Here is a 17,453-nt window from a genome sequence, read left to right on the forward strand (position 1 = left end):
TTTGGCATTTAAGCCATGCCTTGTACTGACGGCAGAAGTGAGTGTAACTGTAAAAACCTTCCGCGTGCCGCTCTTTGTATTCTTCCCAAAGCAGCAACAACGTCATGGTTTTAGGCCGAAGCTCTTGTTGAACTAACGACCAGTCAGGAATGGTAAAGCCTTTTAAACGAGGCTTTGTTTTGAAAAACGCTTGTTGTAGAGCGTTATCATCCCACTTCTCATCAAGCGGCCAGCAAGTAATGTCTAGCTCTGCTGATTTACAGGCATATTTAGACACGATTGAGGGTGAAACAGATAAGCTTTTTGCTATCTGACGATGACTGAGTTTACAGCCGTATTTTAGTCTTAAAATTTCTTTGAGTTTACGCATTGAAATAGGTGCCGTTGGCATGGTCATTCTCATCATCAAAAATGAAAAGAATAACGGTTAAAAACACCTACTGGCAGACAAAAAACGAACGGTACTATTCAAGCCGATCACTCAATACTATTTTGACCGAAAAGTGATCGGCATCGATGGTATTGAGTGATCGCGATGAATGGTATTAGGTGATCGGCTTAGATGGTATTAGGTGATCGCGATGCATGAGAATATGCAGTTCATCAAAATAGCTATCAGCTGGCTATTGCTGAAGATGGTGCTTACGAACTAAGTAAGGCAACACAATTAGATGGTAAATATTCTACAACGTTAAGCGGCATAAAGTTGTTTGATGCTGTAAAGGCTGACCCCTTAACTCGCACAATAAAGTTCTGTTAGCCTTAAATATTCTGAGTATGTCGTCAATACAGTTTGAAATGAAATAGTTATGATTACATCGGTTTTTCATTTGTTCACGTTTAATTTTCAGATTTTTTCTACAACACTTAACGTGACCGTTCACCAATAATATTCTGTGAAACTTAATCGTATCGCTGTTGGCTTTCCATTCGGGTAGGTTGTCGTTCTAAATATTCAAATACACAGAAGAACCCTGAAAGTCACAACCTTACTACAGTTGTAAAAGCGGGCTTTTTCGATGACACCTAATCGACCTCGTTACAACACCCTCTATGCTAAATACATCGCATTTGTGAATGGGTACAGGTTGGTTTTTATCGTTAGATGATATGAGAACTTTGTTTTTTAAATCCAGAATTTTACAAACAAACTCACCATTAAAATTGGCAACTACAATATCACCCGTCTGTGCTGTGACCTGTCTATCTATAATCAATATGTCTCCATCAAAAATACCAGAGCCAATCATCGATTCTCCTTGCGCAACACCTATGAATGTTGCACTAGGATGTTCAACCAATAAATCGTCAAAGCTTAAAGCCTTCTGGATATACCCGTTTGCCGGTGACTCAAAACCAGTTATTCCTGCACTTATCGAACTTATAATGATGTTCATCCCACTACCACTGTATATAAAAACAGTATAATAGCATTCATTCAATAAGTTTCAATATTTTGCTTTGTACAAACGAAGATGTCTTTCGCTAGCGCGTTTTATGTCTCGTGTTGAAGTGTTTGTACTTTAATACGAAGATATGGGAACACAAATAATGAATTTACCTGCGAGTTATTACATTGACCAGGAAACGATGTTGGGTATTGAAAAATTTTGTAAACAGGAAGAGCGCTCAGTCTTGTTGGCCAGAGTTATACATAAAATTATGATGTCGATTTTTAGTAAACAGACTTTGGCGTCGTTAGATAAAAAATTTTTAGAGAATGGGTTTAGTGTCAAACTTCAGATAGAACAAATTAGTCATATCGCTGTTCGTGAGCTATTGGGACGTGATGTGGTTAATGCACTTGATGATCAACTTTTAAGTGACGCATGGAAAAAGTTATACTCAGCTGGCGTTTGTCCTACAAACATTCAAACTAGTCATTAATGTAGATTTTTATTAAGAATGAATTTTTTAGATTTGGCTATACAGCTTCAATCTCTATACTCAATATTCATAAGCGCATTGTCGTTTATGTTTATTGTTTTTATACGTAACCAGCTTGCTAAAATATCTAATGAGATTTTTTATAAGTCCATTGGTGTTGTCGGCATCCCGGTTCATGAGTTATCGCATTTTATTGCGTGTCTAGCTTGTATGCCTTTTGGTTACAGGGTTCAACAGCTACAGCTTTACAAACCTTCAGATCAAGATACGGTCGGATATTTGCTTTATAACTATAAAAAATCGCTGTTCTCACCCATTTGTAACCTGGTGATTGGTATAGCACCTCTGTTTGGTGGGACCTTTGCGTTTATCTTAGTTACAAAATGGCTTATGCCAGACGTGTTTGATTATTTCGCATCTTCTACTATTGTTGCAAACGCGCTTAACAACGATTTGAGCGCTCTTTATCATAATCTAGTTCATCTGCTTGGTTTAATTGCTTTTAGCTCTACAGGCTTTATTCAGACGCTTTGCTGGCTATTTCTAAGTTACTCTTTGATTGTATTTTCAGTGCCAAGTAAAGCAGATTTATCTCAAAGTAAGTTAGGTATTTTGTATCTGATCATATTTACATTGTTTTTATCAATGTTGTTACCAGCTGCTTATGTAGATTTGGTGGAGTTTATCATTCAGTTTAATGCATTTTATGTAGCCATAGCATTTCTACATGCAATGCTTTATTTGGTCACTTTAAGCTATTGCTATTCGATGGATGTGTTGAGGGTTCGTTAGTTTTTTCTTGTAAGATATTTAATAGAAACCCTTATAAAGATCTATAAAGTATATACAAGATATAAGAGCTATAAAGATCTATAGGGAAGCCACTCAGCAACTGTTTTTACCTTTTAAATCATTATCTTAGTAGCAACATAAAAATGTAATGCTAACATTTTTATGTCTTTTCGGATCGTTTTATTGTTATTAGAGATCATTTAATTGTTATTGGAGATCATTTACCTGTCTTTGAGGATCATTAAGTTGTCATTTGAGATCATTTTTTTGTTGCCACTTATCCACAAGGTTAATAAATAAGCGATTTGCTCATATATTGTTCGTAAATACGCTGTAAATTACATTTTTTTGTTATTAGAGAACATATATTTGTCATTTGGGATACGTTAATCTGTCATTCTCTTGTTTTAGAACCTTTTATCCATGTTGACCAAACGTTTGTGGATCATTTATTTGTCTAGCTTAAGATCATAAATTTGTCTTTTGACGTGCATAATTTTGTTGCTCTAAAGAACATTATCTTGTCAATAAATACATCTTAGTATTTGGATTTAGACTTGGCTTTCATTTGTTTAATTTTTTCTAGAAACTTCTCTTTTTCTTCCTTGGCTTTTTGTTCTGGATCTATCACTAATGCAGCTTCACGCTGGTTAATTGTTTCATAAATCTCTGATGCAGTAAGGGTGTCCTCGAACGTTGTATAGGCCTCCGCAAGTAAATACAATTCTTCTATTGTTAGTTTCGTATTTTTAAGCGCTACTTTAGTCTCAAGCTCTCTAATTGTATCTTTAGCGGTATTTTCGTCCATCGATACTTTTCTATCAATCCACTTATAATGAAACCTTACTCCGGTAGTTGTTCGGCCTTTTTTGATTAAGCTATAACCTAACTCACCACTGTCACCTTTAAATAAAATAAGTTCATGCTTACTGATTTCAGCAATTTCTTGAAACGAATCAGCTATACAACGTCTTACGAATACACCAGTGGGACCTAAACTTTTGTTTTCTTTACTCAGGTTACCGCTCTCATCAAACAGACCAAAGTAACCTTTAAGCTCATCAATTGATAAAGGTCTTTGGTAACCTTCTTGCTTAAAGCGTGACAAAATTTCGTAAAGCCTTTTGCTGTAAGACTTTTTAAGCCTGTAAAGCGGCTTTCGATTGATAAGTGCAAAGCCTTTGTTGGAAAAATCTATATATTGCTCTTTTAACTCAGGGTTAGGGGTGATTATCAGTTTTGCGTCTTTATACTTAATACGCGCCAGGATTGGAATGTAATCCCATTCATTTGTTGCAGTATTTGTAAACCCTACCGTTCTAGAAGCTAATCTGTCTGCCACAGGTTTAAGCGTTGAGCTTAAGTGATTAGAGTCAATACTAAACCAATCGGCAAGTGTTTTTGCCGGAAATTCGTATGAAGGAGCTGACATGCCTTTCCAATGCTCTTCTCTCATGTGGGCAATCATGAGGTTAAAAACGTTTTGCTCATGAACGGTTAGTCGTTGGCGAGAAAATATTAATTCATGGCTCTTCTTGAATGATTCCGGCATTGATTCCTGCAAACCCAAATTAACATTCTTCTGTTTGGTTCCATTATCATTTTCGTTTTTGTTAGAGCTCATTTTCTACCTTAATTCCATTCATGGATAAATTTTGAAGCGTTTGCAGTATTACATAAATATGTTGCAGCTGCATACAAGTTTTTGTCATTGTAAAATACAAGAATCCGTTACATTAAAATACACGAATCCGTTACCTATAAATACTGAAATCCGTTAGTGAAAGGTGCTGGAATCCGTCACTATAAAATACAGATATCCGTTACCTATATGTACATAAACCTGTCTTGGTTAACAGTATGAACTTGTTGTAAACATAGGTTATTTTCATTTAATCTGGCCTGAAAGTTATGCTAGAAACATCGTGTGTTAACCTCAGTTAAATTGTGCTGCCAAAATACGTTGTTTATAAGACGTTGTATTTATTAAATTAAAAGTCAGAAAAATACAAAAGATCACTTTTCCGTTATCAATATTACATTAATCCGTCATCTTGATTGCACGAATCCGTCAATCCGACTACACGATTTGGTCATTTCATTATTTGAGCTGTAAGTTCCTTTAAGCCAACGCCTGTTGTAAGCTTCTGTTTATAAAAGGTTTTAAATTTTTATTTTAAATATCACACAGACAATCGACTATGCACTAGCATAAGTGTCAAATATATAAAGCGTAACCTTAACAGTAACTTAGGTTGACTCTAACGCCAAAGTAAACGGATTTGTGTATTTTAAAGTTTAAAAGATCATTTTTTTGTTGTGCCATATAACATAGATTATCTCTCAACTACCTGTTTAATATAGGTAAATTAGTTTTCAAATATATTTTTTATAAATATGTCAACAACAGATTTATGTAATATTGACTTAAATCACAACGGATTTATGTAATTTAAGCCTTTATCACAACGTAAAATTGATCTTTAACTCTTTTATGTCTTCTTATGTCATTTAAAAACCTCTAAATACTATGCTTTTCTAACACTGACAATCTTGCGGCTTCCTTAACATCATGGCCTCTAGAACGATACTTCTTCATCAGTTCACGGTCATCGGCGTCTGTAGAGAAAATCATGAGCGTTTCCGGCTCAAGCTCCAACCTGCAAATTTCACTCATTTGCTTGTGGAATATCATGATTTCTGAATACGCTCCTTTTTTGGTGTGCACAGACTTCATTAGTTTGAATTGAGCGTCTGTAGCTGTGAAAGACTGAGTATTTTTTATTTTGTCTACTGATGAAGGATCTTGCCCCAGGAATAGTTTCCAGTCTGTATTAGCTAGAATAGCCTGACCTACCGCGTTACCAGTTGCATCCATGAGGTTTTGGGTAATAACCCCACCAGAAGCACGTACTTTACGAAATTTACGAAATGCGGCCTGAAGAAACTCTCCAACGAATTCAATTAATGCACCTTTGTCGCCATCTTTATCACCGGCCATCCACTGCCATGCTTCTTCTAAAAGGAATAAACTCTTACGTGCGGTTCCGCCTTGAAATATTTTGTGTTGGATTTGATTGATGATGCCAAGAATGACCACCAGCTGAAGATGTAAGTCGTTCTGCAGTTCTTCTAATTCAACTACAACTAAACGGCCGTCAAAGTCGATTGCTGGTCGAGAATTTGAAAATAAATGTCCATAAACACCACCTTCAGCAAATATCATTAACTGCTTTCCGATTTGATTCATGTAATCTTCAGGATGCTGCAAACAGCGTTCAACAAAAATTGTGACCGTTGAATTTTGACCTAACTCATTCCACATATCGGTTAGCATTGTCATCATTTCTGCACGTTGTACTTCAGATACACCGTGTTTAGGTGCTGCCATGGCTTTGAACATGGTTAGTATCATTGGGCCTTGGCCATCATCACCTGTCCACTGATGAATAGAAGGAAACGGGTTTAGTGAATATTTGAAATTACCATCAAAAGAAATAAATTGGCTGTCAGTGAACATTTCTGCCAAATTTTGATATGAGCGACCACTGTCAAGTATGAATACTTGGGCGCCATCATCGAATTGTTCAAGTTGATAGTTTTTTTGGTGAGCGTGACGTAATAGTGAACCACCTATTTTCACACCTGAGTTTAAATAGCAGTTTACAATGTAGTTCACTAATACTGATTTACCTGAGCCGGTTGCAGCGCTTAGCAAAAAGTTGTAACCACCGTCAGTCTTGAATAAATCCCAAGAAAATACCTGTCCGTTACGTGTGACTAATGGAACGATAGGGTAATTTGTGTTGCCCTTCCAATTGCTCATGTGTGGAGTAAGGAAAACTAACGCTTCAGAAGAGTAAGTAGAGTGACGTCTGTAATTGGAATAACCTTTATCCATCATGCAAGGAATATTCTGTAAAAATAAAGGTCCTGTTAACACTGATTCAGTCGTAAACGTAATACGCTTTGTTTCAAAGTAGCGCTTCATTTTAGCGACTGTGCGTTCGCTTCGCTGTTCTGAATCTGAAAATACTATGACATGAGTGCCTGAGTTGGTTACCTTCGCCCCCCGCTGGTCTATTTCGGTCCATAATTGGTCATAATCACGTTTTTGCTCTGCTAAGCCCTGAAACCATTCTAGAATTTTTCCTTTTGCTTGGCCAAGTAACCATTTACGACCATTAGCAATGTCACTCTTAGCCTTACCTTGTTCTGGGTAATGGATAAGCGTCGATATCATAAATGGATCACCATGCGCCACGGCACCCGTTTGCCACTCGCCAGCTAAATCAAACATCTGGCCATAATAGATTTCTTCTGGCAAAGATGATAAAGACATGATTTTTATATGTGTTTGATTGTCTGGTTCAAATTGTAATTTACCCTCAGAGTCTACGCTTTTTGGTTTACCTGTAACTATGCCATTAGGCGTGAAATGTATGGTGTTACCGTCTTCTATGATTTGTTCAGATAAGGATTTGCTTGCATTGGGTTTGGCATTCATATTGCGCCAGATAGCACTTCTAGACGAATTAAAAAGTGCCTGAAGACGCCACAACAGGTTATTAGGCTTAAGCTTGTGGGGAGCAAAACCGACCCCTTTTAAGCTTTCTTCAATGTCCAAAATTAACGACCTAAATCGCTTTTCTTCACGGTCATTTGCCAACAATTCCGCAGTAGGAACCCGTACAGTAAACCAAAATTCATAGTCTCTTAAACGCGCACCGTTATGCATATCCTTGAATACTTTACTTTCAAGGTCTGCCGCAAGCGATTCAGCCATCGATGTAGTTAGCTCATTATCATTTCCCATCAATCGATTGCCACGTGTGGCCTCAAATTGCTGAATAAAATAACTAATATCTGGAAGACCAACCAATTGGGCTTGAATCGTTGTATCAGCTGGGAAATCTTTTTTAAAAATGGCATCCCAAGTGTTTTTTAACTCTTCATTACATCCCGGAGTCGGTTGGCAACAAAACATGACGGCCATACCACCGCCTTCCATTATGTAATAATCCGATTCAAAGCCAACGAAACCAAACATTTCATCAACCTTGTCATAGTCAGCTAGTTTTCGGATTTTATTAAAATAACTCGAGAAGACGCCCATATCTTATTTCCCCTGTTTTTCAGTAACACCTAAGCTGTTATAGCCTTGCTTAGAACGGGCTTGCCTGCGCTCTTCTTCCTGAGTAACTTGTTGTACTTGTAATGGCACTATTCGCCCTGGTCGGTCATTCGCTTGTTCACCTACCAGCCATTTCTTAGGTGCAACTTCTACATAAACAAACCCCGGCATGTGCAAATCACCATCGCTGTCAGTCCATGATGAAATCAATATCCGCATAGTTTTTGGCTGTTGCAATACAGCTAATGGCTCTGGCGCTAATGCCATGGGGGATTCACGATGAACCATGAGTCGTCCATGTTCATCTTGCATTCCTTCTACCGCTCCAAACGTTCTGTTGACTGGTTCTTGAACCAATTCTGCCGACGGTAACTCATCATGTCTGATGTGAGGTATTGGCTCGTAAACATTGTTATTGTCACTGACCATTTGTGCTGCTGGTGCAGTTTCAACTTGAGCATAAACAGGATTTTTTTCCATTTTTATTGGATTCATTGAATTTGGATCAAAATCACTCTCACCTTCGGTTTTATTTTGAGACGAAACCGCATTTGGGGATGCTTCAATTTTGCCCATTGAAACATTTAAACCCTCAAGGCTTGTCCTGTTATTCGTTAAATCGTGTATTTGACGCGCAGAAGAACATGCTGCACCCTTTGCATCATTCGGACATGCAAATTCGCTCTCTCCAACCTGCATCGCACACCCTGTAGTAAGAATGCTTAACGCGAATGGAATCATCAAAAAGGGTAATTTGTTCATTTATTGTTTCTCCGTAACATTGGCCATAGCTTCAGCCATTTCATTTTCAATAGGATCTTCTATTAATTGCGCTGGCTTTTTATCTATTGCCGGAGTTGTTTCTGATGTTTGAACTGCTTGCTCAACTTCATCCGGGGTTGGTTGATTCTCTAACCACTCAACAGGATTGTTTGGAAGACCTGAAAAACGTTTACCGTCTATGCGAACAAAGTAGGGAACCTTAGTCACATCCAGGTAAGTAGCCATTAGCATTGGTGTCATCACCTTTTTCAAATCTTCTTCTGAACACTCGCGTTGTCCGACATTTTCTGCTTCACCCGTCATTAATACTTGCAAAGAATCAGTCGTAGAGTATCCACACCACGCTTTCATAGATGTTGTGATTGAGCCCTTGTCGTGGGGCATTATGATTAAATCTAAATTCACTTTACTTGGATCTAAGTTAGCTAAAAAATCCTGTGATTCTTTGACGGTTGGACTCACAAAAACGCGAGCTTGCTTTGAAATTGCGGGATTGCCAAATGGGATAACAGCCATTTGATCCATTAATGTGCCATTAGCAAAAGAATCTAGGTGTAACAACCAAGAGTCTTCAGCTTGCTCAACCGTTTTTACCGGTGTCATTGACCATAAATCTTTAATATCCCCATCTATTAAGAAGCGGCCGTTTGACGATATAAATATTGGCGGTTTGCCTTTTAACTGTATGAGCATGACATTTTTAATGGGTAGCATTCGAACATTTTCTACATCACCCAATTCACTCATCATCGCTTTGACATCATCAGAAAAACTTGACTGAATATCTGTCTCTGCATTTTTCAATTTAGCCTCTTGCTCAAGGTCTAATGCCAACAAAGAGGGGCTGGCAACTAACATAGCAAGCGCAATACCTGTTACGAGTTTCATCCTGCATTCTCCAGTGTTTGTAATAATTGTTGAGCAGGTCGGTAACCTGGAACCATTTCCCCGTTTGGTAAAATGATGGCTGGTGTTCCATTGATGCCGAGTGATTCACCAATGGAGTACATTTTGTCTACGGGTGAATCACATGAACTGTTTGGCACAGCTATGTCGTTTTTAGCATCCGTTAACGCCTTGTTTTGGTCTTTAGCACACCATACGTTCTTCAAAATTTTATCCATTTCAGAATTGATGCCGCCACGGGGGAATGCAGCGTAAGCAACCGAGATCCCAAGCGCATTATATTGGTCTATTTCCGAATGAAGTTTTCTGCAGTACCCACAAGTTGGATCTGTGAATACCGTTATGCGATATTTTTCATTTTTGGCGGGGAATACGATTAGCTCATCCTGAATATCTTTCATCTGGTCATTAGCGAGTTCGCGTTGCCGTACAGCGGTTAAATTGAGTAATCCATCTGAGAATTGATGCAAAGAACCTGAGAAAATGTATTCGCCATCATGAGACGCATAAAAAATCCCTTTTTCTGACTCTAATTGGTAAAAACCAGATAATGGGGCGTTAGACACTTGAGTTACTTTAAATGGAAGTAATGATTCAAACTTTGCTTTTGCCTGTTCTGCTGAAAATTCTTCAGACATTGCCGGCAGTGACGCCATGACTGCAAGTGCAGTTGCCAGTATTTTAATGTTTGTTAGTCTCATCTCTACACCCTAGTTGTGGAATTAGGGTTAATTATGTCGCACTTGAATCCAGTATTTAGTTCGTTCAAGTGCCAATTTGGACGCTGAACTGAAATTCTTTAAATAAAAGTGTGAGAAAATAACTTAAATTATTTGTAGTGAGGATGTTTATGACGGCTCAACTAGTTAATCTGCAAGCGGCACCTATTGTTATGGCCAAGGAGCATGTGTTAACCAACTCGTATATGAAGGTTATGCAAGTTTACTTTATTAACTTATCTGCCTTTAGACGCTTTATTGCTAACATTCATTCACGCAAAGAGCTTAAATACAAAATTAAGGCTCATGTGTCTCGTAACAATGAGCTCTTTTCATTCAATCGCTCTCCAGCAACATTACAAGCTGATTGTTTAGCGTTGATACGCATGGCTGAAACGCTCAGAAATAATGAATATCAGTAAATATTCGCGTAAGTATTAAACACTTGCGCGAATATTTATAGGTGGTATATTTTTTATAGTAGGAAACACTCAATCACTCATGCAGGCCAAATGGCGCTCGCAAAGGATTAAAAAATGAAAAAACTATCTGCTTTAGAGCTATTTAATACTCTTTCAGTTTCTCAAAAACTGTCTTTCGACCCAAACGGTAAACGTGGCGCAAATGAAATGCGTCAAGAGATTGCACGTTTACAGGCAATTAAAGACCGCCTTCACCAAAATACTCTGTCAAAAACAAAACCTATGCGCACTCAAGAGCAAATTGAGCGTGGCGTTTATGATTATGTGGACAGTTTGCAAATGGAGGCATTCATCGAGAATGACAATCGCACCGGCGGTTTTCGCCAAGCGCTTGGTTTACGTCCCTCATCTGAAAAGCCAAAAATGCTTGGCGACAAGTGGGCTTACAAGATCATTAATAATGAAATTCATGATTATCACTACTATTCAAAATCGTGGCATAAAAGCTATGGCCCAAAAATAACTCACGAACGCTACGTTGTATTTGGGCGTATGTATTACGGTAAGCCACAAACCAAAACCATTGAGGTTCGTTCATTTACTGGAGATTGGCTTGTTAACGCAGCAATCAAGGCAGAGCTTTTAACGCCAGTTAAGAAACCCCATGCAAGTTTGGCTGTTCGCCTTAAAAACGTCTACGACGCAAAATTAATCGACGTGAAGCGAGGTTTTGAGATCTATAGCCGAACATTGCTTGGTGAGCATGTTGATTATGCTATTAAATCCCCGATGGGCGTTGTTTATCACTCCAATGAGCGCAAAACACTAATTCGTGGCTTAATGCAAAAACAAAAAGTGGCATTAAGCGGCTTAATTAAAACAGATACCGATTTTATTGATTTTAACCTCTGTCGTAAGTTGGGGTTTTGCGTTACAGGCATCGAAAGCTTTTGTAATGATTTTGTGTTGGATGCAAAAAAAGAATATCGGCTCGCTGATATTGAGAAACGGGTAAGAGAAATGGCGCGTGTTAATGTCACTGCATATCTACCTGAGCTTAAAACGCTTGCAAAGCATTTTGATTATAAAGTCGATTTTTCAACACGTTAATTATTTCATGGTGTTAGTTAACGCTAGCGCCTTTTATAAAGGCTTCTACATGAGTAAAGTTAAAAAAATACCTGCGTTTATCGCACAAGACAGCCTAGATTTTGCCACATTTTTAGGCGGTAAATACGATTTTGGAGAGTTAAGTACATCGAGCGCGATAAATCTTTGTATGCAGTTTGCAAAACTGGCAGTAAATCGAGTACCGCTAACTGAAAACGAACTTCTTTTTTGCTGCGACATTCTCAACGGTGGAGCTCATTTGAGCGAATTTGAAACACCAGATTCAGCGAACATTTTAAATGCACTAAATTCAATGCAGTTTAGTTTACGTGATGCAATTATGAATAATTACGGACAAGAGCTTGAAAAGTGGAATATTGCACACACAGAAGATTTTTATAAGAAGATTAATGAGTTATCAACGGATTTAAGCGTTTCTTGGTCGCTCGCATTAATTACTCGCTCATTTTGGAGTGGTACACGTTTGCGCGATACAAAGGCATTAAATGAATGTGATAGCTATCAGGAATGGGCTAAACAATGGGTACTATAGATGATTAGTCTTGGAGAGATTGAACGCATTGCGAGATTGCTTTTCAAGCAAAATAGTAAGTTAAGTTCATGGTCACTATTGCTGCTGATAGAGATCTCAAAAAACAGTGAATGGCAAAAGCTAAGGGATGTTGTTAATCGGATTTATCCAGGTAAAAGCTATAGCGATAGTTTTATTTTTAAGCCGCTTGTTGAGAATCAGCTTATACAAATGCGAAAAACAAAATCTACAACAAGTCAGTTTGATAGTTGGGAAGTTAAATTGGCCCAGGGCATACATTTGCTCGACGATGATATTTTTGATGTGCCTGTTGTAAATAAGTTGGCCAGCATGAGCCAGACTTACATGCGAAGTTACAGCAGAACATCGAATTTACTTATGCTTGTACTGATTGCTATTGTTGTACGTAAGTTACCCACCACCAATGAAATTTTTCGATTTTGTCAGGCAAAGCATCGGACTGAAGATAAAATTATCTGTCGATTGGCTGATCTTGGATTTATCCAGCTGGTAAAAACTGATGATTACAAAAAATCGTCAGTGGCTATTTTTGAGGTTGAGTGATGGAATTACGTAGCTATCAAAAACAAGCGGTGCATCATGCGTTAATCGACTTGGATAAAGGGGCTAATCCTTTGTTGGTATTGCCAACCGGCAGTGGTAAAAGCTTGATTATTGCTGAGCTTTGCAAAGTGCTTAATAAACAAATATTGGTGATCACCCCAAGGGTTAAGCTGCTTGAGCAAAATAGTCGTTTAATCCTTGGTACAGGCATTCTTTCAGGTAATCGAGGTTATGATACTGGTGCTCATCACAGCGTTATTTGCGGTACATACCAAACATTGATTCGTCGAGATTTTGAAACGCCTGAAATTGTGATTATTGATGAAGCACATTTAGTACCCGAAGATGACAGCGAGTACACAGCCTTGCTTAATCGATTCACTGATGCTCAATTTATTGGGCTTACGGCGACACCGTTTAGGGGCCATAAGCGAATTTATGGTGATATAAAACAACGCTGGCGAAAGTCGTTCGAGGTGAATTTAATCTCACTGATTGAGAAAGGTTATCTTGTGCCACCTAGAGCTTTTAAAACAAGCGTGGAAATTGATAGAGAACACAGGTCCAACGAAGAAATAACTCAGGAAATTTTACCTGTTGCTATTGAGAAATTAACTCAACTTCAAAGGCAAAAAACCTTGGTGTTTTGCAAAAGCATAGAACATGCAGAGCTTGTAACGGATGAACTTTTGCAACTAGGCGAAACGGTCCTTTGTATTCACAGTAATATGACACAAAAAGAGCATGATTATATTTATCAATCTTTTACTCAAGATAATGAACGTTGTTGGTTAGTTAATTGCAACATGCTTACCACCGGCGTGGACTTGCCAAGCGTCGATAGCATTGTGATTTTGAGAAAAATTCAAGAGGGTGGTTTATATATTCAAATTATTGGTCGTGGTCTTAGGAACGCGATAAACAAGGATTATTGCGCGGTTCTTGATTATGGCAAAAATAGTAGTCGCTTTGGTCTGCTCGATAACCCGAAGTTTTTGCGTGACTTTCAGCGACAAGGTGGAAGCACTTCAGTAAAAGAAAGGCACTGTCCAAATTGTGAGTTACTTATATCAAATCAAGCAAAGCAATGTTGTCATTGCGGCTTTTACTTTGATTTAAAACCAACAATTGAGATTACGAGCTTAGGCACTCCGCTACTATCTGTAGATGTGCGTCAGTCACGAATTGATTCAATCGAAACGGAGCTGGTCAGTAAGGGATGTATAAAGGTTGTATATAAATTGCTTAATGGCGACAAGGTTTACCGTTTTGTGGCGCAAAATAATAAAGATACAATTTTCGATACATCCGCAATTGTAATGTATCGAGCATCAAAAGGGCTGAACAGATTTCATTCCATAAAAAACAAAGCAGATTAATTGTTTACGTCCAATTTGTATTACGTGAATAAGTCTTAACTTGATCTGTCAGATTTGATTTATAGAGTTGAATTAAATCTGACAGTGAATAGCCAATTTGTGCCAATAAAGGCCTCTGGCAAACTCATTTTGACTAGCAACTAACAAAACTAAACGGACGCTGACAGCTACTCCTAAGTAGCTAGTATTCACCTTCAACTCTGATTTAAATAGCTAAGCTGATTCCAGTTCATAACACTGCTGTTTAAGCCAACGACCTAATTTCATAATATCAGGTTGCCTAGCTCGTATTTCCTTATAGACAAAATAGAAGTTATCTCCGGTAATAAGCTCGTGCATAGGTATGCGCACAAGACTTTGCTGGCGATCCTGATCATCCATCATGTAATTATTAATGAGGGTAATTCCCAAATTATATCGAGCCGCTTCAGCGGCAAGTAAGACATGACTAAATTGATTAATTTTGACGTCTTTAGGTAATTCAAATTTACCACTCATACACCAACGTAACCAGTCGTCACCAAGACTTTCATTTGTATCTGAGTATTGTACTGATAATAACGGGTGTTGCCATAATGAATCAGGTAGAGGCTTATTTCTTAACTGCTGCCAAAGCTTTTTTCCACACACTGGATAAAGTTTTTCAGTAAACATGAATTGATTGACAAAGTTACGTTCCGGTGGATTCGTTGTAATAAAACAATCCGCAAATTGGTCATTATAATCCGGTTGATCCCCGACCATATTTAAAGTTATTTCTATTTCTGGGTGCTGATTTCTAAAATCTTCTAACTTCGGTATCAACCAGTTCACCGCCACAGAGCTATATAAAGCCAAACGAAGATTGCCTGATTTCCCGTGACGTATCATTTGACTGGCATTTGATAGATTTCCTAATGAGTTAGTCACTTCTTCAAAGTAACGTTCCCCGACCTTAGTCAAGGAAAAAGAACGCCCCTGTCGGTTAAACAGAGTTTCACCCAAATAGTCTTCGAGTAATCGAACTTGGTGACTAACCGCACTTTGAGTCACATTGAGGTGCTCAGCAGCTTTGGAGAAGCTATTAAGTCGCGCAACAGCTTCAAAGCATTGCAGGGCACGTAAAGGAGGCAACTTCATTATAAATTTAGCTCATACTAAAAACATTTTAAACATTATACATCATATAAGGTATGGAATACGCTAATCATATAACCGTTTTACAAACGTAACTCTATTAATTCAGTTCCATTGACATTTTCTAGAATGTAGCAGGAGTAATGAAATGCCCAAAATAACTGTCGGACTCGCGATGACATTACTTATCATCGGAAATATAATTGGTGTTTTTTCTGACGCTTTGATAAAAACTCTGCCAGCAGATACTGCCATATACCAATTTGTATTATTTCGTCAATTGACCGCAGTGCTGATTTTACTTCCATTTTGTCTACTCAGTAATAAACAAAGCCTCTTCGCTGGCCTCAAATGGCACTTTATACGTGGCCACATTTGGTTATTAGGGGCAATATTTATGGTATTCGCTCTGGGCGCTCTGCCGTTAGCTACCGTAAATGCTATTTTCTATACAGCGCCTTTGCTTATGCTGCCGTTAGCCATGATATTGTTTCAGGAAAAGCTGACTAGCCACTCAATTGCTGCTGCTGTTTTGGGCTTTATCGGCGTACTTATCGTGGTTAAACCAACACAAATTAATTGGGCAGCGATTGCCGCCCTTGTCGTCGCATTGACTATGGCTGTAAATAATTTATTGGTCCGTAAATTACCTCAGCATCATAATGTGTTCCAAACTTTAATGCTCACCAACCTAATAGGTATCCCAGCCGCACTTGGGTTGGCGTTATGGGAAGGCAAACCTTGGGACTGGACTCCAATGTTAACGGCAACAGGCTCCAACACTTTTATCCTAATTTATGCTGGTATATGTGTATTGGTATATAGAGCAATCGAAGCCAGTAAAATTTCCAGTGCCGAATACACTGGCTTATTAGGTGCTGTAGTTGTAGGGGTGCTGTGGTTCGATGAAATACCGGACCTGAGCTTGGCTATAGGATCTTCTTTAATTATTATTCCGCTGATTTGGTTAGCCAAGGTAGAAGCAAAGATAAAGCAAACAAGTAAAATAATATAAATGATAAAGTTAATCTAACTTTCCAACGTGACCGCGTTTGGGAACGAGCGTTTAACTGCACTCCCAAGTGGGATAAATAATAACTAGTTAATTTTTGGAATATTATGACTTCTCCACGGGTGCAGGCTAATGGCATCGGAACGGCAATGATGTCTAACGCTAAGAAAATGGCAAAGGACAGTAACATGAAAGTTATAGATATCGCCGCCAGTCATCTTCAGCTCCTTTCTTCGAAAAATTTGGGGCAAAGACAATTAAAGAAATCACTGATGGTTGAGGCCTAGACATGCACAGGGTTGATATGGAATTACTACTATAACAATTCAATGACCGCTATTGGCCGATTAACTGACCTAGGTGTGGTGTGAGTTGGCTGTCCGTAGATCGCTCATAGCTGCCTGTCAGATTAAGTCCCAACCTATTCATAGAAACTGTAAGATCAGATATGAGCTACTACATATTACGCACCCAATACTTCTTTGTTAAGAAATAATTTCTTCACGATAATACTGACTAGTTAACAGCTAGTCAGTATTATCATCGAATCAATGAGGTTAGAAGTTAGTTGTTACAGTTATTCGGAACGGTTACTGCACTCTCAATTGTTGTGTTAACTGTGAAAATATCTCTTTTTGCAAATTCTCACGTTTTTCATACTCCGCCTCGTTTGTAATCCTGGGGTTTTCTATTCCAAGTTCAGCAAGGCTCTTTCGCAAAGTATCTATATCATTCAGTTTTAAATCGTATTTGGTGCTTTTAAACTGTAAAGATGTATCGCTAATGCCGATGATGTTGCTTTGGTCTAGTAGTAGCTTGAGAATATCGATGTACTCAAGTTCGGTTTTTGTGTCGTAACCTTCGCGTATAAAGTATTCAGCCATAGATTTCGTACTGATAACCCGCACTTCTGGCTTGTTAGCGTTAGCTGCCTTCAATTTTGCGATTTCATCATGCAGAGGCTGTGTTTTGTAGTCAATCACACTATTTACAACAATTGCAGTAGTTAAAATCATCATTCCCATTGTGATTATTTTTGGCCATATAGCGTTACTGGCTTGCTTTTCATTAGTCAT

General features: G+C 38.3%; 17 protein-coding genes and 1 pseudogene. 9 read left to right on the forward strand and 9 right to left on the reverse strand.

From position 1 onward, the window contains the following. Both AC19MV_RS20620 and AC19MV_RS20625 read right to left on the reverse strand, forming a co-directional pair. Positions 1–391, reverse strand: a pseudogene (locus AC19MV_RS20620) (IS21 family transposase); the annotation flags it as partial. A gap of 601 nt (positions 392–992) precedes the next feature. Beyond that, positions 993–1,397 (reverse strand): LexA family protein, encoded by a 405-nt coding sequence (locus AC19MV_RS20625; RefSeq protein WP_432339121.1) that lies wholly within the window; start codon positions 1,395–1,397, stop codon positions 993–995. Between the two features lie 154 nt (positions 1,398–1,551). Between AC19MV_RS20625 and AC19MV_RS20630 the strand changes: the two genes are divergently transcribed. Together AC19MV_RS20630 and AC19MV_RS20635 are read left to right on the forward strand one after the other, a co-directional pair. After that, positions 1,552–1,887, forward strand: a complete 336-nt coding sequence (locus tag AC19MV_RS20630; RefSeq protein WP_182771569.1) for a hypothetical protein — start codon at positions 1,552–1,554, stop codon at positions 1,885–1,887. Between the two features lie 87 nt (positions 1,888–1,974). Then, entirely contained in the window at positions 1,975–2,679 is a 705-nt protein-coding gene (locus AC19MV_RS20635; RefSeq protein ID WP_182771570.1) for a hypothetical protein, read from the forward strand. A 538-nt stretch (positions 2,680–3,217) separates the two neighbouring features. Here the strand turns inward: AC19MV_RS20635 and AC19MV_RS20640 are convergent. From AC19MV_RS20640 to AC19MV_RS20660, 5 genes are all read right to left on the reverse strand, one after another. After that, entirely contained in the window at positions 3,218–4,303 is a 1,086-nt protein-coding gene (locus tag AC19MV_RS20640; protein ID WP_432339047.1) for a replication initiation protein, read from the reverse strand. 897 nt (positions 4,304–5,200) lie between these two features. Further along, on the reverse strand, positions 5,201–7,795 hold the full coding sequence (locus AC19MV_RS20645) for a TraC family protein (protein WP_498309827.1): 2,595 nt from the start codon (positions 7,793–7,795) through the stop codon (positions 5,201–5,203). Positions 7,796–7,798: 3 nt separating this feature from the next. Next, the gene (locus AC19MV_RS20650; protein ID WP_432339049.1) at positions 7,799–8,575 is read right to left on the reverse strand and encodes a TraV family lipoprotein; all 777 of its coding nucleotides are present in this window, start codon (positions 8,573–8,575) and stop codon (positions 7,799–7,801) included. Beyond that, on the reverse strand, positions 8,576–9,484 hold the full coding sequence (locus tag AC19MV_RS20655; protein ID WP_182772947.1) for a hypothetical protein: 909 nt from the start codon (positions 9,482–9,484) through the stop codon (positions 8,576–8,578). Beyond that, a complete protein-coding gene (locus tag AC19MV_RS20660) occupies positions 9,481–10,203 on the reverse strand; it encodes a thioredoxin fold domain-containing protein (RefSeq protein WP_182772946.1) in 723 nt (240 codons plus the stop codon). Before AC19MV_RS20660 ends, AC19MV_RS20655 begins: the two co-directional genes overlap by 4 nt. Positions 10,204–10,352: 149 nt before the next feature. On the opposite strand from AC19MV_RS20660, the gene AC19MV_RS20665 reads away from it, so the two are divergent. The 5 genes from AC19MV_RS20665 to AC19MV_RS20685 all read left to right on the forward strand — a co-directional run bounded on the left by AC19MV_RS20665 (position 10,353) and on the right by AC19MV_RS20685 (position 14,249). Then, positions 10,353–10,643, forward strand: a complete 291-nt coding sequence (locus AC19MV_RS20665) for a hypothetical protein (protein WP_432339051.1) — start codon at positions 10,353–10,355, stop codon at positions 10,641–10,643. 114 nt (positions 10,644–10,757) lie between these two features. Further along, positions 10,758–11,753: a hypothetical protein gene (locus tag AC19MV_RS20670; protein ID WP_432339052.1), complete on the forward strand. Its 996-nt coding sequence runs from the start codon at positions 10,758–10,760 to the stop codon at positions 11,751–11,753. A gap of 49 nt (positions 11,754–11,802) precedes the next feature. Further along, complete coding sequence (locus AC19MV_RS20675; protein ID WP_432339053.1) at positions 11,803–12,306, forward strand: hypothetical protein; 504 nt, start codon at positions 11,803–11,805, stop codon at positions 12,304–12,306. Beyond that, positions 12,307–12,870 (forward strand): hypothetical protein, encoded by a 564-nt coding sequence (locus tag AC19MV_RS20680; protein WP_432339054.1) that lies wholly within the window; start codon positions 12,307–12,309, stop codon positions 12,868–12,870. After that, positions 12,870–14,249 (forward strand): DEAD/DEAH box helicase, encoded by a 1,380-nt coding sequence (locus AC19MV_RS20685; protein WP_432339055.1) that lies wholly within the window; start codon positions 12,870–12,872, stop codon positions 14,247–14,249. Before AC19MV_RS20680 ends, AC19MV_RS20685 begins: the two co-directional genes overlap by 1 nt. 213 nt (positions 14,250–14,462) lie before the next feature. Here the strand turns inward: AC19MV_RS20685 and AC19MV_RS20690 are convergent, their stop codons facing one another. Continuing rightward, positions 14,463–15,368, reverse strand: coding sequence for a LysR family transcriptional regulator (locus AC19MV_RS20690; protein WP_432339056.1), 906 nt, complete (start codon positions 15,366–15,368; stop codon positions 14,463–14,465). 145 nt (positions 15,369–15,513) lie between these two features. On the opposite strand from AC19MV_RS20690, the gene AC19MV_RS20695 reads away from it, so the two are divergent. Both AC19MV_RS20695 and AC19MV_RS20700 read left to right on the forward strand, forming a co-directional pair. Beyond that, positions 15,514–16,380, forward strand: a complete 867-nt coding sequence (locus tag AC19MV_RS20695) for a DMT family transporter (protein WP_498309828.1) — start codon at positions 15,514–15,516, stop codon at positions 16,378–16,380. A gap of 104 nt (positions 16,381–16,484) precedes the next feature. Continuing rightward, positions 16,485–16,664, forward strand: coding sequence for a hypothetical protein (locus AC19MV_RS20700; protein WP_039972587.1), 180 nt, complete (start codon positions 16,485–16,487; stop codon positions 16,662–16,664). A 303-nt stretch (positions 16,665–16,967) separates the two neighbouring features. Here the strand turns inward: AC19MV_RS20700 and AC19MV_RS20705 are convergent, their stop codons facing one another. Continuing rightward, positions 16,968–17,453 (reverse strand): hypothetical protein, encoded by a 486-nt coding sequence (locus tag AC19MV_RS20705; RefSeq protein WP_432339058.1) that lies wholly within the window; start codon positions 17,451–17,453, stop codon positions 16,968–16,970.

It is taken from the genome of Shewanella sp. MF05913, from assembly GCF_059758095.1.

Coding starts and splice junctions, on each gene's coding strand:
- AC19MV_RS20670 (WP_432339052.1), top strand. CDS start 10,758: ATGAAAAAACTATCTGCTTTAGAGCTATTTAATACTCTTTCAGTTTCT.
- AC19MV_RS20700 (WP_039972587.1), top strand. CDS start 16,485: ATGACTTCTCCACGGGTGCAGGCTAATGGCATCGGAACGGCAATGATG.
- AC19MV_RS20680 (WP_432339054.1), top strand. CDS start 12,307: ATGATTAGTCTTGGAGAGATTGAACGCATTGCGAGATTGCTTTTCAAG.
- AC19MV_RS20635 (WP_182771570.1), top strand. CDS start 1,975: ATGTTTATTGTTTTTATACGTAACCAGCTTGCTAAAATATCTAATGAG.
- AC19MV_RS20645 (WP_498309827.1), bottom strand. CDS start 7,795: ATGGGCGTCTTCTCGAGTTATTTTAATAAAATCCGAAAACTAGCTGAC.
- AC19MV_RS20640 (WP_432339047.1), bottom strand. CDS start 4,303: ATGAGCTCTAACAAAAACGAAAATGATAATGGAACCAAACAGAAGAAT.
- AC19MV_RS20655 (WP_182772947.1), bottom strand. CDS start 9,484: ATGAAACTCGTAACAGGTATTGCGCTTGCTATGTTAGTTGCCAGCCCC.
- AC19MV_RS20705 (WP_432339058.1), bottom strand. CDS start 17,453: ATGACTAATGAAAAGCAAGCCAGTAACGCTATATGGCCAAAAATAATC.
- AC19MV_RS20675 (WP_432339053.1), top strand. CDS start 11,803: ATGAGTAAAGTTAAAAAAATACCTGCGTTTATCGCACAAGACAGCCTA.
- AC19MV_RS20695 (WP_498309828.1), top strand. CDS start 15,514: ATGCCCAAAATAACTGTCGGACTCGCGATGACATTACTTATCATCGGA.
- AC19MV_RS20625 (WP_432339121.1), bottom strand. CDS start 1,397: ATGAACATCATTATAAGTTCGATAAGTGCAGGAATAACTGGTTTTGAG.
- AC19MV_RS20660 (WP_182772946.1), bottom strand. CDS start 10,203: ATGAGACTAACAAACATTAAAATACTGGCAACTGCACTTGCAGTCATG.
- AC19MV_RS20685 (WP_432339055.1), top strand. CDS start 12,870: ATGGAATTACGTAGCTATCAAAAACAAGCGGTGCATCATGCGTTAATC.
- AC19MV_RS20690 (WP_432339056.1), bottom strand. CDS start 15,368: ATGAAGTTGCCTCCTTTACGTGCCCTGCAATGCTTTGAAGCTGTTGCG.
- AC19MV_RS20650 (WP_432339049.1), bottom strand. CDS start 8,575: ATGAACAAATTACCCTTTTTGATGATTCCATTCGCGTTAAGCATTCTT.
- AC19MV_RS20630 (WP_182771569.1), top strand. CDS start 1,552: ATGAATTTACCTGCGAGTTATTACATTGACCAGGAAACGATGTTGGGT.
- AC19MV_RS20665 (WP_432339051.1), top strand. CDS start 10,353: ATGACGGCTCAACTAGTTAATCTGCAAGCGGCACCTATTGTTATGGCC.